The following is a 20,814-nucleotide window of genomic DNA, read 5'->3' as shown; positions in this document are numbered from 1 at the left end:
CCGTCCTTTACTGGCAGGCTTCGCAGACTTCCGGGTTCTCCAGCGAGCAGGCGACGGCCTCGGCGACCGGGACGGTCGTCTGCGCGATCCGGGTGGCCGGGCGCGAGCGCAGGTAGTAGGTGGTCTTGAGGCCGCTCTTCCACGCGTAGGCGTACATCGACGACAGCTTGCCGATGGTGGGGCTGGCCATGAACAGGTTGAGCGACTGCGACTGGTCGATGTACGGCTGCCGCGCCGCCGCGAGGTCGATGAGCGCCTTCTGCGGCAGCTCCCACGCGGTGCGGTAGAGGGTCTTGAGGTCGTCCGGGACGCCGGGCACGTCCTGCACGGACCCGTCGGCGCGCTTGATCGCGTCGCGCACCGGCTGCGTCCACAGCCCGCGCGCCTGGAGGTCGGCCACGAGGTAGCGGTTGACCTGGAGGAACTCGCCCGACAGCGTCTCGCGCTTGAACACGTTGGACACCTGCGGCTCGATGCACTCGTAGCAGCCGGCGATGGAGGCGATCGTGGCCGTCGGCGCGATCGCGACCATCAGGGAGTTGCGCAGCCCGGTGACGGCGATCTTGGCGCGCAGCGCGTCCCAGCGCGGCGTGGCGGCGGCGCCGTAGTGGTCGGGGTGCAGCACCCCGGCGGCGGCGCGGGTGTCGTCGTAGGAGGGGTGCCTGCCGCGCTCGGCGGCCAGGTCGGCGGAGGTGTCGTAGGCGGCCAGCGCGATCTCCTCGGCGATCCGGGTCGACAGCGCCAGCGCCGGGCCGGAGTCGAACGGCAGCCGCAGCGCGAAGAACACGTCGGCCAGCCCCATCACGCCGAGCCCGATCGGCCGCCATTTCTTGTTGGCCGTCTCGGCCTCGGGCGTCGGGTAGAAGCCGAGGTCGATCGTGCGGTCCAGGAAGCGCACGGCGGTGCGGACGGTGCCGCGCAGCCGCTCCCAGTCGAGGTCGCCGTCCCGTACGTGGGCGGCGAGGTTGATCGAGCCCAGGTTGCACACCGCGGTCTCGGCGTCGCCGGTGACCTCCAGGATCTCGGTGCACAGGTTCGACAGGTGGATGACGTTGCCGGGGCGGCCGGTCTGGTTGGAGGTGCGGTTGGCGGCGTCCTTGAACGTCATCCAGCCGTTGCCGGTCTGCGCGAGCGTGCGCATCATCCGCCCGTAGAGGGTGCGGGCCGGGATCTGGCGGACGAACCGCCCGGCGGCCTCGTAGGCGCGGTAGGCGCGGTCGAACTCCTCCCCGTACAGGTCGGTCAGGTCGGGAACCTCCTTGGGGTCGAACAGCGACCAGACCTCGTCGGCCTCCACCCGGCGCATGAACTCGTCCGGCACCCAGTTGGCCAGGTTGAGGTTGTGGGTGCGGCGGGCGTCCTCGCCGGTGTTGTCGCGCAGCTCCAGGAACTCCTCGACGTCGGCGTGCCAGGTCTCCAGGTAGACGCAGGCCGCGCCCTTGCGCCTGCCGCCCTGGTTGACCGCGGCCACGGAGGCGTCGAGCGTGCGCAGCCACGGCACGATGCCGTTGGAGTGCCCGTTGGTGCCCCGGATCAGCGACCCGCGCGAGCGCACCCGGGTCCACGAGATGCCGATGCCGCCCGCGTACTTCGACAGCCGGGCCACCTGGCCGTACCGGTCGTAGATCGACTCCAGCTCGTCGCGCGGCGAGTCGAGCAGGAAGCAGGACGAGAGCTGCGGCCGGCGCGCGCCCGCGTTGAACAGCGTCGGCGAGCTGGGCAGGTAGGCCAGCGCCGACATCAGCGTGTACAGCTCGGCGGCCTCGGCCACGGTCTGCGACAGCCCGCACGCCACCCGCAGGAAGAAGTGCTGGGGCCGCTCCAGCACGGCCCGCGTGACGGGGTGGCGCAGCAGGTAGCGGTCGTAGACGGTGCGCAGCCCAAAGTACTCGAAGCGCTCGTCGGCGCCGTCGTCGATCAGCGCGTCCAGCTCGGCGGCGTGCGCGGCGACGAAGGCGGCGAGCGAGTCCTGAAGCAGCCCGGCGGCGTGGGTGGCGGCGACCGACTCGGCGAACGACCGCACGCCGTGCCCGGCGGCCTCCTCGGCGATCTCCTCGGCCAGCAGCCGGGCGGCGACCCGCGAGTTGGCCGGGTCGGTGATCACCCGCGCGGCGGCCTCCTCGATGGCCAGGCGGCGGTCACCCTCAACGATCTGTGTCACGTGCTCTCTCCTCGCGAGCTTCCCCCGTGAGGGCACGCGAGAGCACGGCGGCTCGCCTCGATCCCCGGCCGCGCGACGCCCCCGGGCCCTCCCTCGAGGCCCTGGACAAGACAACCGCTGGCAGGTCTTCGGGCTCGCGGGCGCAACGCGCACTCCTACTGGCCGTCGCTTCCCGGATCTCTCCAGTGCGTGTGACGGCGGTCGTTCCCGCTCACCGCTGCGGGGCAGCCCCGGATTCGCACCGGGTTCCCTTTCACTCCGCCCCGAGGGGCGAACCAGCGACGACCAGGATCCTACATCTAGTGGCCGTTTCCGCAACTACCCCAGCATGTTGTGCCACCGCTGGTCTCGACGAGGCCGAGATCGCGGAGCACGGCCTTGGTCCTGCGCACCTCGGAGGCGAGCCAGGCGCGGAAGTCGTCGCCAGCCAGCGGGATGCGCACCCAGCCGCCCGCCTCGCAGGCGCGCTGCCAGAACGGCGATCCGGTCACCTCCTCGCACATCCGCACCGCCGAGGCGCGCCTGTCCTCCGGCATGGCGCCGGGGCCGACGGCGGCGCACCAGTTGGCGAAGTCGACGCGGATGCCGCTCTCCAGCAGGCTGGGCGCGTCCACGCCGGGGAAGCGCCTGGCGCACGAGACGGCCAGCACCCGTACGGCGCCGCGCCGGATGGGGCCGCGCCAGTCGGCGAGCGCGCCCGCGGCGGCTGCGGCCCGGCCGGCCCGCAGCGCGGTGGCCGCCTCTGCGCTGCTCCGGTAGCCGGTGTAGTCGACCTGGCGGGTGTCGGCGCCCAGCCCCTTGGCGATCAGCCCGAACAGCAGGTGGTCGGGCTCGCCCTGGGGGCCGCCGGCCAGCGGCGTCTCCCCCGGCCTGGCCAGCAGGTGGGCGCCGAACTCGTCGAAGCTGCGGAAGCGGGACGTGGCGGGCACCACCACGACCACGACCTCGCCGGCCAGCCTGGCCAGCGGCGTCGCGGTGTCCATCAGCGACTCGCCGTGGTTCAGCTCGGCGGCGGCGAGCGCGGGCAGCCCGGTGACGGTGATCCGCACGGGCCCCCGCCCGGCGAACCCGGCCTCGCCCGCCGCGCCGGCGAACGCGCGGGTCACGCGTTCCCACCGCTCGCCGCCCGCGACGATCTCGTACGCGCCGCGTGCGTCCCCGGCGCCCGCCGGGAAGCGCTCGGTGCCGCAGCCGGCCACGGCGGCGGCCATTCCGAGGCCCGCCGCGAGAAAGCGTCTCCGCCGCATGACCCGCCTCCCCCGAGCGCAGTTACCTCAGGTTATTGACGCATCACGCATAGTTAATCCGATTTGCTGCTACTTCTTCGCCGCGAGCCCCGCCAGCAGGTACGACGGCAGCGGCGTGCCGCCGACCAGCCTCGGCCGGTCCGGGCGCCACTCGGCCGCCTGCACCAGACCCGGCGGGACCAGCGCGAAGTCGCCGAAGAACGCGCGGATCTCCGCCGGGCTGCGGGTGCCGTCCCGGCGGTCGCCGGAGGCGGCGTGGGTGAGCGCCAGATAGCTGCCGGGCGCCACCGCCTCCCGCAGCCGGGACAGCGCCGGCCCCGGGTCGCGGCCGCCGTGCGGCATCGACACCAGGAACACGGCGACCGGCCGCGACAGGTCCAGGAAGCCCTCCGCCCGGGCCAGCACCTCGCCGGCGTCGAGCGGATCGGCCTCGGCGAACACCGCGCGGGGCTCGTCGGCCAGCAGCTCGCGGGCGTGCTCGGCGACGACCGGGTCGTGGTCGACGTAGACCACCTTCGCGCCGGGCACGACCTCGTGCACGTTGCCCCGGGTCGGCAGGCCGCTGCCCAGGCCGACGAACTGGCCGACGCCCTCGGCGGCGACGTAGCGGGCGGCGCGCTGGAGGAAGCCGCGGTTGGCCCTGGCCAGCGGCACGGCCTCCGGGATCAGGTCCGACAGCCTGTCGATGGCCTCGCGGTCGACCGCGTAGTTGTCCGTGCCGCCGAGCAGGTAGTCGTACATCCGGGCAAGATTGGGAGTGCGTGGGTCGAACTGGGACACAATTCGACCCTAGGCGCTCACTGTCAAGGGCCACAGGGGGCCGATTCCCACTGTGACCCCTCCGACGGTAAGCATTTCCTGCCCTCGGGTCACTCCACTGTGACACTCTTGGCGAGGTTGCGCGGCTTGTCCACGTCACGGCCCAGCGCGACCGCGGCGTGATAGGCCAGGAGCTGCAGCGGGATCGTCAGCAGGATCGGGTCGAGCTCGATCTCGTTCTTCGGCACCACGATCGCGTCGTCGGCCAGCTTGGCGTCGGGCTCGCGGTGGCCGACCATGAGCACCTGGCCGCCGCGGGCGCGGATCTCGCCGAGCGTGGTGAGGTTCTTGTCCAGCAGCTCGTCGTCGGGCACGATCGCCACCGTCGGCATCTCCGGGCCGATCAGCGCGAGCGGGCCGTGCTTGAGCTCGCTCGCCGGATAGGCCTCGGCGTGCACGTACGAGATCTCCTTGAGCTTCTGCGCGCCCTCGCGGGCCACCGGGTAGCCGCGCACCCGGCCGACGAACATCATGCTCGCGTGCTTGGCGTACTTGCCGGCCAGCTCGGCGATCTTGTCGCTCTGCGCGACGATCTCCTCGATCTGGTCGGGCAGGCGGCGCAGGCCCTCGCAGATGCGCCTGCCGTCGGCGGGCGACAGGTCGCGCACCCGGCCCAGATGCAGCGCGAGCAGCGCGAAGGCCACCGCCGTCGAGGTGAACGCCTTGGTCGAGGCGACCGACACCTCCGGCCCCGCGTGCAGGTAGACGCCGCCGTCGACCTCGCGGGCGATGGCGCTGCCGACCGCGTTGACGATGCCGATCACCCGCCCGCCCTTGCGCTTGAGCTCCTGCACGGCGGCCAGCGTGTCGTACGTCTCGCCGGACTGGCTGATCGCCACGTAGAGGGTGTCCTGGTCGACGACCGGATTGCGGTAGCGGAACTCGCTGGCCGGCTCGGCGTCGGCCGGGATGCGCGCCAGCTCCTCGATGAGCTGGGCGCCGATCTGGCCCGAGTAGTAGGCCGACCCGCAGCCGATGATCTTCACCCGGCGGAACGAGCGGGTCTCGCGGGCGTCCATGTTCAGCCCGCCCAGGTGCGCGACGTGGAAGCGCTCGTCGAGCCTGCCGCTCATCGTGCGGGCCGCGGTCTCCGGCTGCTCGGAGATCTCCTTGAGCAGGTAGTGCTCGTAGCCGCCGGTGTCGTAGTGTCCGGCGTCCCAGTCGACGGTCAGCGGCTCCTTGGCCGTCTCGCGGGCGTCGCTGGCGAAGGTGTGGAAGCCGTCGGCGCGCAGCACCGCCAGCTCGCCGTCCTCCAGGTGGACGACCTGCCGGGTGTAGCGGACCAGGGCGGCCACGTCGGAGGCGGCGAACATCTCCTTCTCGCCGATGCCGAGCACGATCGGGCTGCCGTTGCGGGCCACGACCACCTCGCCCGGCCGCTCGGCGTCGATCACCGCGATGCCGTACGTGCCCACGACGCTCTTGAGCGACTTGCGCACGGCCTCCTCCAGCGTGTCGTTCTCGTCCACCGCGCGGGCGATCAGGTGGGCCAGCACCTCGGTGTCGGTCTCCGACCGGAAGCCCACGCCGTCGGCGATCAGCTTGGCGCGCAGCTCGTCGGCGTTCTCGATGATGCCGTTGTGCACGACCGCGACGCGCTCGTCGGACGACAGGTGCGGATGCGCGTTCACGTCGCTCGGCACGCCGTGCGTGGCCCACCGGGTGTGGCCGATGCCCAGCGTGCCCTTGAAGCGCGCGGGCACCACCTTGGCCAGATCGGCCACCCGGCCCTTGACCTTGCGCAGCTTGAGGCCCTTGTTGGAGACCACGACCCCGGCCGAGTCGTAGCCGCGGTACTCCAGCCGCTGCAGCCCTTCGAGCAGGATGGGCGCCGCGTCCTGCGGCCCCACGTACGCGACGATTCCGCACATGCGAGGTCTCCTATCCGTAAACGATCCGGCGCAGCTGACGCAGCGACAGCTCGGGGGCCGCCACCCGGCGGCCGCGCAGCTCCGCGGCGATCCTGGGAAAGATCTCGTCATTGGTCAGGCCGCGAGCCTTGAGCTCGCCGTGACGCCGCCGCACGAACTCCTCGACCGGCTCGGAGAAGTACGCCAGGACGTCGGCCACCACGCGCGCCGCCTCACCGGGCCCCAGCGGGGTGCTCCTGGTGAGGTGGGCGATGAGGTCCTCGTAGGGATGCCGTGCCGTGGACACAGTCGAGGACATTACGCAGCTGGAACGAGACACTTCAACTTCCTGCCCGATATCGGGCAGGATTTACCTCCATCTTCTGTCATGAGGGGGGAGATCACCATGAGTCACATCTGCCTCAACTGTCCCGTCTGACACATCCCCATCTGGGAATGGTTACGTTGAGTATTCATTGTGTGCCATTCCGTGGGGGTTGTCATGCTGTTGTGGGCCGCCGTCGTCGCCGCCGCCACCGTCCTGGTCGCGCCCGGCCACCCGGACGGCCGCCAGGCGGACTTCGCCGCCGCCGCCCGCGCGTACGGGGTGCCGGAGAGCGTCCTGCTCGGCGTGTCGTACCTGCAGTCGCGCTGGGACGCCCACGGCGGCGCGCCCAGCACCGCCGGCGGCTACGGCCCCATGCACCTCCTCGACCCCGCCGCCGCCCGGCCCGGCCCCGGCCACACCCACGCCGACCGCCGCGGCGACCCGGCCCGCCCGCTGTCGCAGGCGCCTGTTCCCCACGAGGACGCCGGAGAAGCAGGCGCCTCGGCAGCGGGGGCGACGCTGGCCGAGGCGGGACGGCTGACCGGCGCGAGCACGGAGCAACTGCGCAGCGATCCGGCGGCGAACATCCGGGGCGGCGCCGCGCTGCTGGCCTCCTACCAGCGGCGGCCCGGCGCCGATCCGGCCGCCTGGTACGAGGCCATCGCCCGGTACGCCGGGTCGCGGGCCTTCGCCGACGAGGTGGTGTCGGTGATGCGCTCGGGGGTGGAGCGCAGGACCGACGACGGGTCGGTGGTGCGGCTGCCCGCGAACCCGCGCCTGCCCGGCCCCGCGCCGCTGCGCCGGGCGAAGGGTCACGCCGAGTGCCCGCACACGCTGGCCTGCGAGTGGATGCCCGCCGCGTACGCGCGCACCGGCAAGGGCGACCACGGCAACCACGACCGCCTGGACCGCGCCCGCCGCATCGACTACGTGGTCATCCACGACACAGAGGGCACCTACGCCGGGATCCCCTCGCTGGTGCGCAACCCGAAGTACGTGAGCTGGCACTACACGATCCGCTCCCGCGACGGGCACATCGCCCAGCACGTGCGGAACAAGGACATCGCCTGGCATGCCGGCAACTGGGACGTCAACACCCGTTCGATCGGCATCGAGCACGAGGGCTACCTGGCGCAGGGCGGCACCTGGTACACCGAGGCGATGTACCGGGCGTCGGCCAGGCTGGTGCGCTACCTGGCGGACCGGCACGGCATCCCGCTGGACCGCCAGCACGTCCTGGGCCACGACAACGTCCCCGGCACGTCGGCGAAGACGCTGCCGCAGATGCACGACGACCCGGGCCCGTACTGGGACTGGGCGCACTACTTCGACCTGCTCGGCAAGCCGTTCGAGCGGCCGGGGCACGACGGGCCGGCGTACGAGCTGACGGGCGGGTTCGCGGGCGACGGGAGCGGCCCCGGGTCGGTGCTGGTGCTGCCGTCGTACGACGAGCACCGGCCCAGGTTCACCGGCTGTGTGAAGGCCAGGCCGGCCGGGCGGTGCCCGCGGCACGGCGCGTCGGCGGTGTGGCTGCGCACCGAGCCGCGCGAGGACGCCCCGCTGGTGGACGACGCGGGCAAGCGGCCCGGCGCGCCGAGCACGTACAGCGTCTACGACCACAGCGCCCGCGCGTCGGCGGGGCAGCGGTTCGGGCTCGCGGAGCGGCGGGGCGACTGGACGGCCATCTGGTATCTGGGGCAGAAGGCCTGGTTCCACGACCCGTCCGCGCGCCCGACGTCCGTGGCGGCGCGGGGGCCGCTGGTCACGCCGGTCCGCCCGGGCGTCAAGGTGTACGGCCGCGCCTTCCCTGAGAAGTCAGCCTTCGCGGGCACCCGCGCCCCGGTCCAGCAGCACGCCCCCCTGCCCTACACGCTCGCCCCCGGCCAGACGTACGCGCTCGGCCAGTCCCTGACGGGCAGCTACCACTCGGCCCGCTCGTTCGACCCGGCCCGGCACGTCACGGTCAAGGGGCGGCTGCGCTACCACCAGATCCAGCTCGGCCACCGGGTGGCGTTCGTCCGGGCGGACGACGTCCGTGTCATCCGCTGAATTTCGCCACAGGGGCCTCACAGTGCGCACGGGCACTCTCAGGAGGCGATATGGTTTTCCCGTGGCCGGTTCAGTGCCGGAAACACGCGGAAGTGGCTCAGTGGTAGAGCATCACCTTGCCAAGGTGAGGGTCGCGGGTTCGAATCCCGTCTTCCGCTCGGAGTTCAACTCCTGGTGGAGTGGCCGAGAGGCGAGGCAGCGGCCTGCAAAGCCGTCTACACGGGTTCAAATCCCGTCTCCACCTCGGTGCGGTTCGGCGGACTCGTCAGGATCGGCTAAAGTAAGTGCAACGCCATGCGGAAGTGGCTCAGTGGTAGAGCATCACCTTGCCAAGGTGAGGGTCGCGGGTTCGAATCCCGTCTTCCGCTCTGAGACAACTCAATCCCGGACGATTAGCTCAGCGGGAGAGCGCTTCCCTGACACGGAAGAGGTCACTGGTTCAATCCCAGTATCGTCCACCACCGACCGCGAAGACGCCCCGGCCTCCGATGGAGGACCGGGGCTCTTTCGTCATCCGGCGGGGCGGCCGAACCAGGCGTCCACGGTGGCCTGGGCGATGGCCGTCATGCGGCGGCCGTAGTCCTCGTGGCCCCGGGCGACGAAGCTGCCGTCGTCGCACGGCAGGGCGGCGAACCCGGTGCGGAACCGCTCCGGCGGCCCCTCCGGGAGCGGCGCGTAGGGCTCCAGCGGCGCCATGTCGTATCCCGACCGGACCCCGTGCCGGTTGCGCGCCACCTGGTGGGACGCCACCCGCAGCAGCGCTTCGATCCCCTGGTCCAGGCAGAGCTGCAACAGGCGGAACTGGGTGTCGAGGTACTTGGCGTGCCCCCGGGAGGGGTGCTGCAGCAGGTAGGCGCAGACGACGGGGGCGTGCCAGCGGTACATCTCCGGATCGCCCTGCTCCTCGCCCAGGATCGCGTAGTAATAGTCCTCGCACAGGCCGAGGGGGCCGGCGTCGGCGCCGCAGTCGCACTGATCCATGCGCGGCACCCTAGGCGCACGGCGGCAGGCTTGTCATCCGAATTCCCGGCCTCCGCCAGGCCATGTCATTACTCTCCGTTGACCAAATATGCCAAAAACCGGCATTTATCGTCGCTCTCCGTGTATATCGGCACGCTGAGCGGGTAGCGCGCAGGCATTGGCTCCTCGGAGGAGGAAACCGTGGACATCAACATAGGCCAAGGCATATCCGATGCCTGGCGGATGATCGCGACATTCGTTCCGAAGCTTGTCGCGTTCGTCGTCATTCTCATTATCGGCTGGATCGTGGCCAAGGTGCTGGCGAAGGTCCTGGGCAAGCTGCTGAACCGGGTCGGCTTCGACCGCGCGGTGGCACGCAGCGGCGCCGCCGGGCGGTGGCAGGAACGCAGCCGCTACGGCGCCAGCGGGCTGCTGTCGAAGCTCCTGTACTACGCGCTGCTGCTGATCACGCTGCAGATCGCCTTCAGCGTGTTCGGGCCGAACCCGATCTCGACGCTGCTCACCGGCGTGGTGGCCTGGCTGCCGCTGGCCGTGGTCGCGATCGTGATCATCGTGGTGACCGGGGCCATCGCCAAGGCGGTCCGGGACATCATCTCCAGTGCGCTCGGCGAGCTCTCGTACGGCCGCTGGCTGGCGACGGCCGCCGCCGTGTTCATCTGGGCCCTGGGCATCATCGCCGCGCTCAACCAGATCGGGGTGGCCACCGCGGTCACGATCCCGGTGCTGATCACGGTGCTGGCGACGCTCGGCGCCATCGCGGCCATCGGCGTGGGCGGCGGTCTCGTCCGGCCGATGCAGCAGCGGTGGGAACGCTGGCTGGGCCGGATCGAGCAGGAGGCGCCGCAGGCCAGGGCGCACGCGGAGGCGTACCAGCGGGGTCGCGGGGACGCCCAGCAGATGACCGAGGAGGCTCCGCACGTCCAGTCGGGCGGCGCCACCCGGTCCGACTACCGGGAACCCTGACGTGCCTCACGGGACCGGCCGCCCGGCCGGTCCCGGCGCGTCAGGCGGGGAGCTCCCCTTCGAGGAAGCCCCGTTCGCGGGCGAGCCAGCACACCGCCGTCAGACGGAGCGCGGCGGCGTCCGGCTCGCCGCTGAACGCCCAGCCCCGGTGCCGCAGCTCGTCGAGGAAGCCGAGCAGGTAGTCGCCCAGCGTCTCGCGGTCCAGCGGGATCGCGTCCCGCAGCACCGCGGCGTGCTGGTCCACCGCGGCGACGAGACCGGGGTCCGTGGCCATCCTGGCGAGCTGGTCCTGCCCGAGGGTCTGCATGACCGAGCGCAGCGGCGCAGCCGCCCATCCATCCGCAAAAAGCACCATTAAACCCTAAACCATGTCAAAACCCCTTTACCCGTCCCGCCCACGTCCGGGCGGCCGGCTCAGGTGAAGGGCAGTCCGACGTAGTTCTCCGCCAGCGTCGTGGCCGCAGCCTCCGAGGACGTCACGTAGTCCAGGTGGGACAGCTGCAGCCGGCGCCCGTAGTCGTCGTCGGAGTCGAACGTGTGCAGCAGCGTCGTCATCCACCACGAGAAGTGCTGGGCCCGCCACACCCGCTTCAGGCACGCCTCGGAGTAGCCGTCGAGCAGGCCGGTGGAGCCGTCGTGGAAGAACGCGGCCAGCGCCTCGGTGAGCACCCGCACGTCGGCCACGGCCAGGTTCAGCCCCTTGGCGCCGGTCGGCGGCACGATGTGGGCGGCGTCCCCGGCCAGGTAGAGGCGGCCGTACTGCATCGGCTCGGTGACGAAGCCGCGCATCGGCGTGACGCCCTTCTCGATGATCTCGCCGGTCGTCAGCGCGAACCCGGGCACCGTCTCCAGCCGGGCCTTCAGCTCGGCCCAGATCCGCTCGTCGGGCCACTCGGCCGCGTCGGCGTCGGGCGGCACCTGGAGGTAGAAGCGGCTGATCTCGGGCGTGCGCATGCTGTGCAGGGCGAAGCCGCGCTCGTTCCTGGCGTAGATCAGCTCCTCCGACGACGGCGCCACCCGGGCCAGGATGCCGAGCCAGGCGAACGGGTAGTCGCGCTCGTAGCTCCGCAGCACGCCCGGCGGCACCGACGGCCTCGACACGCCGTGGAACCCGTCGCACCCGGCGATCACGTCGCAGTCCAGCCGCTCGCCGCCGAACGTCAGGTACGGCCGGTCCTCCGGCGAGTGGATCGCCACGTCCTCGACCTCGAACCGCACGTCGCCGCCCGCCTCCAGCCTGGCGGCGATGAGGTCCTTGACCACCTCCTGCTGGCCGTACACGGTGATGGCCCGGCCGGGCACCAGCTTCTCGAACGGGATGCGGTGTCCCGCGCCGCCGTAGCGGAGCTCGATGCCGTGGTGGGGCAGTCCCTCGCGGAGCAGCCGCCCGCCGACGCCCGCCTCCACGAGCGTGTCGACCGTGCCCTGCTCCAGCACGCCGGCGCGCACCCGGCGCTCGACGTAGTCGCGGCTGCGCTTCTCCAGCACCACCGAGGAGATGCCGCGCAGGTGGAGCAGGTGAGAAAGGAGCAGGCCAGCCGGTCCGGCGCCGATGATCCCTACCTGAGTTCGCATGAGCACAGCATGCTGCCCGCCGGGCCCCGGATCGAGAACCGGCTTCCGCTCAGTGGAAGAATGGCGACATGTCAGGCGGCGCCCGCGAGCCGGGCCGTACGGTCACCTCCAAGGTGCTGGCCATCCTGGGCGCGTTCGACGCCACCCACCGCGAGCTCACGCTCACGCAGATCAGCGAGCGCAGCGGCGTCGCCCTGGCGACGGCGCACCGGCTGGTCGGCGAGCTGGAGCGGTGGCAGGCGCTCAGCCGCGACCCCGGCGGGCGGCTGCGCGTCGGGCTGCGGCTGTGGGAGCTCGGCCAGCTCGCGCCCGGACGGCTGCGCGAGGTCGCGCAGCCGTGGCTGCAGGAGCTGTTCGCGAGCACCGGCGAGAACGTGCACCTGGCCGTCCGCGACGGCATGGAGGTCCTGTACGTGGACAAGGTGTACGGCAGGCGCGCCGTACCCATCGTGTCGCGGACCGGCGGGCGGCTGCCGATGCACCCGACGGGCGTGGGCAAGGCGCTGCTGGCGCACGAGCCCGACTGGTTCGTGCAGTCCTACCTGGCGCGCACCCTCGAACGCCCCACCGCGCACACCATCACCGAGCCGGGGCGGCTGGCGCGCGAGCTGGCCGCCGTGCGGGCGCAGGGCCACGCGCTCACGTACGAGGAGATGACGGTCGGGTCGTGCTCGGCGGCGGCGCCGGTGCTCGTGGAGGGCCGCGCCATCGCGGCGGTCGGGATCGTGCTGGCCGCCCGGCGGGCCCGCGAGCTGCCCCGGCTGGTGGAGCCGCTGCGCGCGGCCGCGGCGGGCATCGCCCGCGCCGCCGCCCCGCCGGCCGGGGGCTGACGGGCATGTCCGGGGCCTGGTGGGTAGGTGCTGGTCATGCTCATCATGCTGACGGGCGCGACCGGCACGCTCGGCCGGGCCGCGGTGCCCGCCCTCCTCAGGACCGGCCACGAGATCCGGGCGCTGAGCCGGGAGGAGCAGCCCCGGCGTGACGTCACCTGGGTGCGCGGCGACCTGGCCACGGGCTACGGCGTGCGCGAGGCCGTGGCCGGCTGCGACGCCGTCGTCCACCTGGCCGCGCTGGACCGCGCGACGGCGGGCGACCTGCTGTCGCGGCCCGGCACCGCGCCCGGCGCGCTGACCGTCGACGCCACCGGCACCCGCGCGCTCGTCACCGCCGCCCGGGAGGCGGGCGTGGCGCACCTGCTGCACGTCTCCGCCGTCGGGGCCGGGCGGGGCGGGCCGATGCGCCGCCGGGCCGAGGCCGAACGGTTCGTCAGGGAGAGCGGCCTGCCCTTCACCATCCTCCGCGTCACCCACCTGCACCAGCGGCTCGACCAGGTGCTGCGCGGGCTGGCCGGCTCCCCGGTGCTGCCGGTCGACCGGTCGCTGCCGTGGCAGCCGCTCGACGCGGGCGAGGCCGCCGCCCGGGTGACCGGCCTGCTCGCCGACGGACCGGGCCGCGCCGTGACCGAGTACGGCGGGCCGCACGTGCTGGCCACACCCGAGCTGGTCAGGACCTGGCTGGCCGCCCGAGGGCTGCGGCGGCTCTGCCCGCCCCTGCGCTACCCGGGCAAGGTCGCCGCCGCCCAGCGCAAGGGCGCGCTGACCACCGACGCCGTGCCGAGGGGCCGGATCACCTGGCACGACTACCTGAACCCGCCGCCGATGCCGTCGGAGGACTTCGCCGAGGAGCACACCGCGTCGCCGACCAGCCCGGCGAACCAGCCCGAACGCGACCCCGACCGGCACGTCTACGGCGGCGACGAGGGCTACCAGCGGCCGACCCGCGGCTGACGCCGCAAGCCCCCATAATGGGGCAGTTATGCGGCCTCATGCTCTGATCAAGGACGTGGAACAGCTCGCGCACGGGCAGCGGTGCCGCCGCCTGGCCGAGCACGGGCGGCGCCTGGCCGGCCGGCCCGAGCTGCGCGCCCTGCTCGACGGCCTGGCCCGGCTCGGCCCGTACGAGCGCTTCCTCGCCGTGCGGCTGGCGGCGGCGGCCCGCGACCTCCCCCACATCGCCCGGGCCACCGGCGACCCCGACCCGGACGTCGGCCGCTACGCGATCGTCTCGGCGGTCAAGCTCGGCGCCCCGGACGAGGTTGTCGCGCGGATCGTCCGCACCGGCCCGGCCGCCCGGCGGGCCGAGGTCTACCGGGCGATCCGGCGTCACGGCCGCGGCGACCTGGCCGCGCTGCTCATCGACGAGGTGCGGCAGCGGTGGGGCGACCGCGAGGCGGCGAGCCTGCTCCCGGCCTGCCCCGCCGACCTGGCCGCCCACCTGCTGCCCGGCCTGGAGCACGCCGTGCCCAACTGGCGCACGCTGGCCAGGCGGCACCCGCTGCTCGTGCTCGGGCACGCCGAAACAGCGCTGGCCGGGCTGCCGCTCCCGCTCCGCCCGGCGTGGTGGCACACGCGCGGCCCCGGCGTCGAGGCCGCCGCCGCGCACGCTCCCGGACGGGTGATCACCCTGCTGGAACGGCACTGGAGCCCGCGCGGCGCCCGGTGCGTGAGCCTGCTGCTGAAGGCCGACCCCGACCGCACGCTCGCCCTCTACCTGGTCCCCGGGCGGCAGGCGCAGCTCGCCGGGCTGCTGCGGCGCGCCGCGATCCGGCGGCGGCTGGCCGCGCTGCCCGACGACCGGCTCGGCGAGGCCGGGCGGGCGGTGCGCGACCACGAGCCCTCGCTGATCAACCTGCTGCGGGCGGTGGCGCCGGGCCGCAGGGAGGCCGTGTTCGAGGCGGCGACCACCGGCGTGGACCGGTCGCGGGCGCTGCCGTCGCCGTTCCTGCTGAACGTGCTGCCGCTGCGCCCGCGCGTCGCCGAGGCCCGGCGCATGCTCGGGCTGCGCGCCGTCGCCGACGACCCGGCACGCACCCTGGAGACCACCGCCTTCCTGCCGTACGCCGACGCCGAGCCCGCCCTGCTGGCCGCGACCCGCCGGTCCGAGGGCGCCGACCGGGCCATCGGATACGGCCACCTGATCGCCTGCGCCGGGCGCGACCGCGACCCCGCCGTGTTCACCCGCCTGCTCGGCGCGCTCGGCCGGCTGCGCAACGAGCAGGACCCGGTACGCCAGGCCGCCCTCGCCGCGCTGGCCGCCGTCCCGCCCCGGCTGTTCGCGGCCGAGCACGTGCCCGGCCTCGACCGGCTCGTCGAGGACGCGCTGGCCGCCCGCGACTGCTCCTACCACACCCGGCTCGCCCTGGCCCGCCTGGCGACCCGCGTCTTCGAGCAGGGGGCCGCGCGCGACGACCCCGCCCTGCTGGAGTACGGGCTGCGCGCCTTCGATCGGCTGACCGGCTACGTGGGCACCGCCTCGCTCAGCCACCTGTCGCGCGTGCTGCGGCGCGGCCAGGAGGTCACGCTGGTGCGGCGGCTCGCGCCCCACCTGGAGGCGGGCGGCCGCCGCGACCGGCACGAGCTGGCCTTCCTGCTCGCCAACGCGCTCGGGCGGCGCGGCCACGACCTGCCCGAGCTGCAGCAGGCGCTGCGACGTGCCCTGACCGCCGTCAGCGAGCTCACCGCCATCGAGGCGATCGACCTCTGGCTGGAGCCGCCCCGCACCCGCGGCGAGCGCGTGGCCGGGCTGCTGGCCGCCGACCCGTCGACGGTGGCCGTGGGCAGCGTGTTCGCCGCGCTGGTGTGGCAGCGCACCGACCTGCTGGACGCCGTCCTCGGCCGGCGCGCCCCCTCCGGCCGCTTCGCCAGGAGCGACGTGCGGCAGGTGCGTCACGTTCCCCGCCGGGCCGTCCTGCGGTGGACCGCCCGGCAGCGCGACGCGTACGTGAAGCTGCTCGAACAGGTCGCGGACCACGGCGGCCTGCCCACCGGCGAGCGGGCGCACGCCGTGCGGTCACTGGGCGAGATCCCCGGCGTCGAGGCCGGGCGCCTCCGCCGCCACCTGGACTCGGACGAGGCGCTGCTGCGGCGGGCCGCGCTCACCGCGCTCCCGTGGACGGCCCGGCCGCAGGACGTGCTCGCCGCCCTGCTCGCCCGCGCGAGCGGCGACGACGCGCACGTGGCGGTGTACGCGGCGGCGCGGGCGGCCCGGTTCACCCCTCCCGCCGAGCTGGCGGCGGCCCTGGAGCCGGTGCTCGCCGGGGGCAAGGTCACCGCGCGCAAGGAAGCCGTCCGGCTCCTCGCCCGCCACCGCGCCCCCGGCGCCATCGGGGTGCTGCGGGACCTCTGGCACGCCGAGGGGCAGCACAAGGACGTCCGCGTGGTCATCGTCTCGGCCACCCTCGGACTCCTCCCCCACCCGGAAGCCTGGCCCCTCCTGCACGAAGCCGTAGGCGCCCCGGCGAGCGACCCCCCGCCCTCCCCCGAGGACCGCGCGACGAACGGCGGCCCAGCCTCCCCGAGGGGCGGGGCGGCGGGCGACGCCTCGGTCTCCCCCGAGGACCGTACGACCGGCGACGCCCCGGCCTCCTCGGAGGGCGACACCCCGGTCTCCCCCAAGAACCGTGCGACGGGCGGCGGCCCGGCCACACTGGGAGACGGCACAGCGGGCGACCCCTCGGCCTCCCTGGGGGCGGGCGCAACAGACGGCACCCCGGTCTCCCCCAAGGACCGTACGGCCGGCGCCACCTCGGCCTTCCCGGAGGGCGCCGTGGGTGACGGTGCGGCGGGGGATGTGGCGGCACCGGTGCTCGGGGTGCATCCGCTGGCGGTGCCTGAGCGGTGGCGGGTCGCGTACGGGGGGCTGGTGGTCACCGCGACGCGGGCGCGGGACCGGCGGACGCGGCTGATCGCCGTCGAGACGCTGCCCCGCTGGGCCGCCTACGCGCCGGAGGCCGTGGAGCGGCTGGCCGGGCTTCTCTCCGGGCTGGACGAGACCGCCGACTGGAGGGCCGCCGCGCGGGGGCTGGTCAGCGCGGCGTGCTCCGGGCACGGGACGGCGGAGCTGCGCGGGGCCGTACGGACGCTGGCCGCCGCGCCGGCCGAGCCCGACGCGGGCGCCGACCGCGACCGTCCGGCCGCCCAGCGGCTGGCCGCCGTCGTGTCGGACCTGTGCGAGGCGCACCGCGCCGACCGCGAGCCGGCGGCGGCGGTGGTCGCTGAGGTGGCCGCCGAGCTGCCCGCCCACCTCGCCGCCGAGATCCTGGCCGCCACCGTCGACTGGGACGACCCGCACGCCGTGCTCGACCGGCTGACCCTGACGGTCCCGGGCGTCCTGGCCGCCGTCACGACGGCCCACGCCCTCGCCCGGTCGGCGGAGGACGTCCCCGCCGACCGGGTCCTCCCCCACGCCCAGCGCCTCGCCGCCCTTCAGCCCCCGGGGACGGATGGGGTGACGGCCGAGGTGGCGGCGTTGCTGGCGGTGGGGCTGGCGGCCGAGTGCGGGCCGCGGGCGGGCTGGCCGGAGCCGTGGCGGGCGCTGCTGCGCCAGGTGCGCGCCGACGGCCCCCGCGAGGCCGCCTACCAGGCGTCCCAGGTCATCACCGCGGACGAGTGACGACAGGTCGCGTGACGGCGGCGGGCGTGTGAGGGCGGCGGCGTCAGGTCCAGGGGTCGTAGTCAGACTCCAGGGGCTCCTGCGGGGGCCGCCGGTCCTCCGGCACGTTCTGCAGGTTGACGCGGATCCGGTACCACACGCTGCTGCGCCCGCGCATGCCGTCGACGAGCACGTCGGCGGGCTCCAGGAGGGCGGCCACGTCGGGGTGGCGGGCCTTCCAGCGCTCCAGCCCGGCCAGCGCCTCGTCCTTGTGCTGGGCCTTGGCGATCTCGATGACGGGCCGGGTCTGCACGCGGCGCCCGCTGCCCTTGGGCGGCTTGGGCGGCGGGCCCAGCTCCTCGGCCAGCGCCAGCAGGCCGTCGAGGGAGCCGGGGTGGGCGTCCATGTCGGCCCACGGGTCGCCGAGCTCGGCCAGCCGCGCGGGCACGGTGGCGACCGTGTAGGCGGCCGGGTCGCAGCCGGGCACCTCGTCCCAGGTGAGCGGGGTGGAGACGCGGGCGTCGGGCACGGCGCGCACGGAGTAGGCGGAGGCGACGGTGCGGTCGTAGGCGTTCTGGTTGAAGTCGACGAACACGCCGTGGCGCTCCTCCTTCCACCACCGGCTGGTGGCCAGCCCGGGGGCGCGCCGCTCGACCTCGCGGGCGACGGTCTCGGCCGCCTTGCGCACCTGGGCGAACGGCCAGCGCCGCTCGATGCGGGCGTAGACGTGGAAGCCGCGCGAGCCGGACGTCTTGGGCCAGGCGGTCAGCCCGTGGTCGGCCAGCACCTCGCGGGCGACCTGGGCGGTGGCCAGCACGTCGGCCCAGCCGACGCCCGGCACCGGGTCGAGGTCGATGCGCAGCTCGTCCGGGCTGGCCAGGTCGTCGGCGCGGACCGGGTGCGGGTTGAGGTCGACGCAGCCCAGGTTGACCACCCACAGGAGCTGCGCCAGGTCGGTGCAGACGACCTCCTCGGCGCTGAGCCCCGAGCGGTAGCGCAGCTCGGCCACCTCGATCCAGGCGGGCCGCTTGGCCGGGGCCCGCTTCTGGAAGAACGGCTCCTCCTCGATGCCTTTGACGAACCGCTTGAGCACCATCGGCCGGCCGTGGACGCCGCGCAGTGCCGCCTCGCCGACCCGCTCGTAATAGCGGACCAGGTCGAGCTTGGTGATCCCGGCCTGCGGGAACACCACCTTGTCGGGGCTCGTCACGCGTACCTCGCGGCCGGCGACCTCGATGTCGGGCATGAGATCACGATACGCGCGCCGCCCGACATTCCCGGGGCGGCGTGCGCGGGATCAGGGCCCTTCGGGGTCGACGGCGTCGCGGTCGGCCCAGAACGGTTCGACCAGTTCGCGCAGCCGCTCGGCGCCGACCCGTTCGAGCAGCGCCAGCGCGCCGACGTTGTCGGTGAGCTGCCGCATGCGGGTGACGCCGAACAGCACGGTGCAGGTGGCCGGGTGGGTGAGCGTGAACGCGACGCAGAGCTGCGCCGGGGTGGCGTCCAGGTCGGCGGCGACCTCGGCGAGCCCCTTGGCGGCGGCCATGATCTGGTCGCGGATCCCGCCGGGGTCGCGGCCGATCTCGCGGGTCGGCGTCGCCCGGCCCGCCAGGATGCCGCCCTCCATGACGTCGGACGCCTGCAGCGAGATGCCCTCGGCGAACAGCGCGGCGAACGGCTCGCCGTCGGGGATGGAGCGGCGGCACGGGCTGTACTTGAGCTGGGCGAGCTGCGGTCCCGGCGAGCCCGCCTCCAGGGCGTGGTCGCGCAGCGTGCGGACCGAGGTGGCCGACCAGTTGTTGACGCCCCAGCAGCCGACGAGCCCGGCGGCCTCCAGGTCGGCCAGGTCGGCGGCGAGCCGCCGCAGGTCGAGGTCGGCGCGCCGGATGTCGCCCAGGACGACGAGGTCGGCCCGGTCGGCGCCGACGCGGAACAGGGCGCGTTCGAGCTGGTCGCGCAGCGGCTGCTCGGGGTAGCCCTCCAGCCAGAGCTTCTCCGACAGCAGGTAGTCGTCGCGGGCGATCCCGGCGGCGCGCACGATCGCCGAGAACAGCACGTCGGTGAAGACCGGCGGGTGCCCGGGGAAGCCGTAGACGCCGACGTCGAACAGGTTGATCCCCAGGTCGACGGCGCGGCGCACGAGGGCGACCGCGTCGGCGAAATCCATCCGGTCGTAGGTGTGCCACGATCCCAGGGACAGGACGGAGGCTTCGGGGCCGCAGGTTCCGATCCTGCGGCGCGGCACGGTGGACATCTGTCTCCTCGTAGGTATGGGGGGTTCGTCAGGGCAGCCACGGGTGGATGACGGCCTTGACCTGGTCGAGCCGCGCCATCGACGCCAGGGCGGCGCTCGCCCCGGCGAGCCCGACCGGCTCGCTGAACAGCTCGTCCCAGGCGAAGCGCGTACGGAAGGCGCGCAGGAACTCGACGGCCCGGTAGTAGTCGCCGACGTCGCCGTTGAGCGAGCCGAGCACGGTCAGCTCCTTACCCATGATCGTGCCGAGCGGGATCGGGTCGGGGCGCGGGCCGGTGCTGCCGACGACGACGAACCGGCCGCCCCAGGCCGCCATGTCGACGGCCTCGGCCCCGACGCCGGGCGCGCCGGCCAGGTCGAGGACGAGGTCGGCGCCCCGGCCGCCGGTGGCGTCCAGGACGGCGGCGACCCGGCTCGCCGCGTCGCCGTCGAGCCCGACGACCACGTCGGCGCCAAACCGGCGGGCCAGCTCCAGCCGGCTGCCGGGCGCGCCGACGGTGATGACGGTGCCCGCCCCGGCGGTGCGGGCGACGGCGGTGGCGATGATCCCGAGCGCGCCGGCGCCTTGCACCACCACGCTCGATCCGGGCCGTACGCTCCCGGCCCGCTCGAAGGCGTGCAGGACGGTCTTGACGGCGCAGCCGGCCGCGGCGGCCCAGGTGTCGGCGACGTCGTCGGGCAGCACGACCTTGAGCGCGCCGGGAGTGACGTAGGCGTGCCCGGCCAGCCCCGCCGTGGCGTACGGCCAGCGGTCGGCCCGCTGGCGGAACCCGTAGCCGCGGTCCGCGCAGGCGACTGGGGCGCGCAGCACGGTGCAGCCGTAGCAGCGGCCGCAGACGGACTCCGACCAGCCGATCCGGTCGCCCGCCTTGACGGGGCGGCCGAGGGCGTCGACGGTGCCGGGACCGGCGGCCTCGACGGTGCCGGTCATCTCGTGGCCCAGCACCATCGGCAGCATGCCGGGCCAGGACATGGCGCCGCTCCACAGGTGCACGTCGGTGGCGCACAGGGTCGCGCAGGTGATCCGGACGATCGCGGCGCCCGGCTCGACCTCGCCCGGCAGCGGCAGCTCCTCGATCACCAGCGGCTCGCCGTGCGCGCGCAGCACGGCGGCACGGGTGGAGGCGGGAACGGTCATGCTCTGCTCTCCTCTTGGG

General features: G+C 74.0%; 16 protein-coding genes, 4 tRNA genes and 1 riboswitch. Of the genes, 9 read left to right on the top strand and 11 right to left on the bottom strand.

The genetic code is table 11. The features are described from left to right. Positions 1 to 7: 7 nt before the first annotated feature. From ACWDXC_RS36690 to ACWDXC_RS36670, 5 genes are all read right to left on the bottom strand, one after another. Positions 8 to 2,161 carry a ribonucleoside-diphosphate reductase subunit alpha gene (locus ACWDXC_RS36690; RefSeq protein ID WP_449990062.1) on the bottom strand — a complete coding sequence of 718 codons (2,154 nt, stop codon included), beginning with the start codon at positions 2,159 to 2,161 and terminating at the stop codon, positions 8 to 10. Positions 2,162 to 2,263: 102 nt separating this feature from the next. Beyond that, positions 2,264 to 2,456: riboswitch (cobalamin riboswitch) on the bottom strand. 4 nt (positions 2,457 to 2,460) lie between these two features. Then, positions 2,461 to 3,408, bottom strand: a complete 948-nt coding sequence (locus ACWDXC_RS36685; protein WP_449990059.1) for a tripartite tricarboxylate transporter substrate-binding protein — start codon at positions 3,406 to 3,408, stop codon at positions 2,461 to 2,463. A gap of 69 nt (positions 3,409 to 3,477) precedes the next feature. Then, positions 3,478 to 4,188 (bottom strand): SAM-dependent methyltransferase, encoded by a 711-nt coding sequence (locus ACWDXC_RS36680; protein ID WP_449990057.1) that lies wholly within the window; start codon positions 4,186 to 4,188, stop codon positions 3,478 to 3,480. A gap of 89 nt (positions 4,189 to 4,277) precedes the next feature. Next, on the bottom strand, positions 4,278 to 6,098 hold the full coding sequence (gene glmS / locus ACWDXC_RS36675; RefSeq protein WP_219511112.1) for a glutamine--fructose-6-phosphate transaminase (isomerizing): 1,821 nt from the start codon (positions 6,096 to 6,098) through the stop codon (positions 4,278 to 4,280). A gap of 10 nt (positions 6,099 to 6,108) precedes the next feature. Beyond that, on the bottom strand, positions 6,109 to 6,384 hold the full coding sequence (locus ACWDXC_RS36670; protein ID WP_443681637.1) for a hypothetical protein: 276 nt from the start codon (positions 6,382 to 6,384) through the stop codon (positions 6,109 to 6,111). Positions 6,385 to 6,579: 195 nt separating this feature from the next. On the opposite strand from ACWDXC_RS36670, the gene ACWDXC_RS36665 reads away from it, so the two are divergent. The 5 genes from ACWDXC_RS36665 to ACWDXC_RS36645 all read left to right on the top strand — a co-directional run bounded on the left by ACWDXC_RS36665 (position 6,580) and on the right by ACWDXC_RS36645 (position 8,915). After that, positions 6,580 to 8,454: an N-acetylmuramoyl-L-alanine amidase gene (locus tag ACWDXC_RS36665; RefSeq protein WP_449990053.1), complete on the top strand. Its 1,875-nt coding sequence runs from the start codon at positions 6,580 to 6,582 to the stop codon at positions 8,452 to 8,454. Between the two features lie 86 nt (positions 8,455 to 8,540). Beyond that, positions 8,541 to 8,612 (top strand) — tRNA-Gly (locus tag ACWDXC_RS36660). Between the two features lie 15 nt (positions 8,613 to 8,627). Further along, a tRNA-Cys gene (locus ACWDXC_RS36655) sits at positions 8,628 to 8,698 on the top strand. A 52-nt stretch (positions 8,699 to 8,750) separates the two neighbouring features. After that, a tRNA-Gly gene (locus ACWDXC_RS36650) sits at positions 8,751 to 8,822 on the top strand. An 18-nt stretch (positions 8,823 to 8,840) separates the two neighbouring features. Beyond that, positions 8,841 to 8,915, top strand: a tRNA-Val gene (locus ACWDXC_RS36645). Positions 8,916 to 8,964: 49 nt separating this feature from the next. Here ACWDXC_RS36645 and ACWDXC_RS36640 read toward each other — a convergent pair. Further along, the gene (locus ACWDXC_RS36640; RefSeq protein ID WP_364168664.1) at positions 8,965 to 9,435 is read right to left on the bottom strand and encodes a DUF5946 family protein; all 471 of its coding nucleotides are present in this window, start codon (positions 9,433 to 9,435) and stop codon (positions 8,965 to 8,967) included. A gap of 222 nt (positions 9,436 to 9,657) precedes the next feature. Between ACWDXC_RS36640 and ACWDXC_RS36635 the strand changes: the two genes are divergently transcribed. Further along, positions 9,658 to 10,398 carry a mechanosensitive ion channel family protein gene (locus ACWDXC_RS36635; RefSeq protein ID WP_449990051.1) on the top strand — a complete coding sequence of 247 codons (741 nt, stop codon included), beginning with the start codon at positions 9,658 to 9,660 and terminating at the stop codon, positions 10,396 to 10,398. 40 nt (positions 10,399 to 10,438) lie between these two features. Here the strand turns inward: ACWDXC_RS36635 and ACWDXC_RS36630 are convergent, their stop codons facing one another. Next, positions 10,439 to 10,750 (bottom strand): DUF6401 family natural product biosynthesis protein, encoded by a 312-nt coding sequence (locus tag ACWDXC_RS36630; protein WP_364168668.1) that lies wholly within the window; start codon positions 10,748 to 10,750, stop codon positions 10,439 to 10,441. 62 nt (positions 10,751 to 10,812) lie between these two features. After that, positions 10,813 to 11,973, bottom strand: a complete 1,161-nt coding sequence (locus tag ACWDXC_RS36625) for a 4-hydroxybenzoate 3-monooxygenase (RefSeq protein WP_449990048.1) — start codon at positions 11,971 to 11,973, stop codon at positions 10,813 to 10,815. A gap of 68 nt (positions 11,974 to 12,041) precedes the next feature. Between ACWDXC_RS36625 and ACWDXC_RS36620 the strand changes: the two genes are divergently transcribed. From ACWDXC_RS36620 to ACWDXC_RS36610, 3 genes are read left to right on the top strand one after another with little or no spacing between them, the layout of a single operon-like run. Continuing rightward, positions 12,042 to 12,803, top strand: coding sequence for an IclR family transcriptional regulator (locus ACWDXC_RS36620; protein WP_449990045.1), 762 nt, complete (start codon positions 12,042 to 12,044; stop codon positions 12,801 to 12,803). A 36-nt stretch (positions 12,804 to 12,839) separates the two neighbouring features. Then, complete coding sequence (locus tag ACWDXC_RS36615) at positions 12,840 to 13,760, top strand: SDR family oxidoreductase (protein ID WP_449990042.1); 921 nt, start codon at positions 12,840 to 12,842, stop codon at positions 13,758 to 13,760. Positions 13,761 to 13,788: 28 nt separating this feature from the next. Next, positions 13,789 to 17,424, top strand: a complete 3,636-nt coding sequence (locus ACWDXC_RS36610) for a hypothetical protein (protein ID WP_449990039.1) — start codon at positions 13,789 to 13,791, stop codon at positions 17,422 to 17,424. Positions 17,425 to 17,467: 43 nt separating this feature from the next. Here ACWDXC_RS36610 and ligD read toward each other — a convergent pair whose 3' ends face one another. The 3 genes from ligD to ACWDXC_RS36595 are packed head-to-tail and all read right to left on the bottom strand — an operon-like array spanning position 17,468 to position 20,795. Next, positions 17,468 to 18,649, bottom strand: coding sequence for a non-homologous end-joining DNA ligase (gene ligD / locus ACWDXC_RS36605; protein WP_449990037.1), 1,182 nt, complete (start codon positions 18,647 to 18,649; stop codon positions 17,468 to 17,470). A 51-nt stretch (positions 18,650 to 18,700) separates the two neighbouring features. Then, positions 18,701 to 19,657, bottom strand: coding sequence for an aldo/keto reductase (locus tag ACWDXC_RS36600; RefSeq protein WP_449990034.1), 957 nt, complete (start codon positions 19,655 to 19,657; stop codon positions 18,701 to 18,703). A 28-nt stretch (positions 19,658 to 19,685) separates the two neighbouring features. Then, entirely contained in the window at positions 19,686 to 20,795 is a 1,110-nt protein-coding gene (locus ACWDXC_RS36595; protein ID WP_449990031.1) for a zinc-binding dehydrogenase, read from the bottom strand. Positions 20,796 to 20,814 lie beyond the last annotated feature (19 nt).

It is taken from the genome of Nonomuraea sp. NPDC003214 (assembly GCF_053590035.1).
Note: the sequence above shows the minus strand (reverse complement) of the source record. Positions and strands in the feature narration are given on the sequence as shown.

Excerpts from the sequence above, each read along its gene's own strand:
- ACWDXC_RS36615 (WP_449990042.1), top strand. The coding sequence starts at position 12,840 with ATGCTCATCATGCTGACGGGCGCGACCGGCACGCTCGGCCGGGCCGCG.
- ACWDXC_RS36635 (WP_449990051.1), top strand. The coding sequence starts at position 9,658 with ATGATCGCGACATTCGTTCCGAAGCTTGTCGCGTTCGTCGTCATTCTC.
- ACWDXC_RS36610 (WP_449990039.1), top strand. The coding sequence starts at position 13,789 with ATGCGGCCTCATGCTCTGATCAAGGACGTGGAACAGCTCGCGCACGGG.
- ligD (WP_449990037.1), bottom strand. The coding sequence starts at position 18,649 with ATGCCCGACATCGAGGTCGCCGGCCGCGAGGTACGCGTGACGAGCCCC.
- ACWDXC_RS36640 (WP_364168664.1), bottom strand. The coding sequence starts at position 9,435 with ATGGATCAGTGCGACTGCGGCGCCGACGCCGGCCCCCTCGGCCTGTGC.
- ACWDXC_RS36620 (WP_449990045.1), top strand. The coding sequence starts at position 12,042 with ATGTCAGGCGGCGCCCGCGAGCCGGGCCGTACGGTCACCTCCAAGGTG.
- ACWDXC_RS36685 (WP_449990059.1), bottom strand. The coding sequence starts at position 3,408 with ATGCGGCGGAGACGCTTTCTCGCGGCGGGCCTCGGAATGGCCGCCGCC.
- glmS (WP_219511112.1), bottom strand. The coding sequence starts at position 6,098 with ATGTGCGGAATCGTCGCGTACGTGGGGCCGCAGGACGCGGCGCCCATC.
- ACWDXC_RS36595 (WP_449990031.1), bottom strand. The coding sequence starts at position 20,795 with ATGACCGTTCCCGCCTCCACCCGTGCCGCCGTGCTGCGCGCGCACGGC.
- ACWDXC_RS36600 (WP_449990034.1), bottom strand. The coding sequence starts at position 19,657 with ATGTCCACCGTGCCGCGCCGCAGGATCGGAACCTGCGGCCCCGAAGCC.
- ACWDXC_RS36665 (WP_449990053.1), top strand. The coding sequence starts at position 6,580 with ATGCTGTTGTGGGCCGCCGTCGTCGCCGCCGCCACCGTCCTGGTCGCG.
- ACWDXC_RS36625 (WP_449990048.1), bottom strand. The coding sequence starts at position 11,973 with ATGCGAACTCAGGTAGGGATCATCGGCGCCGGACCGGCTGGCCTGCTC.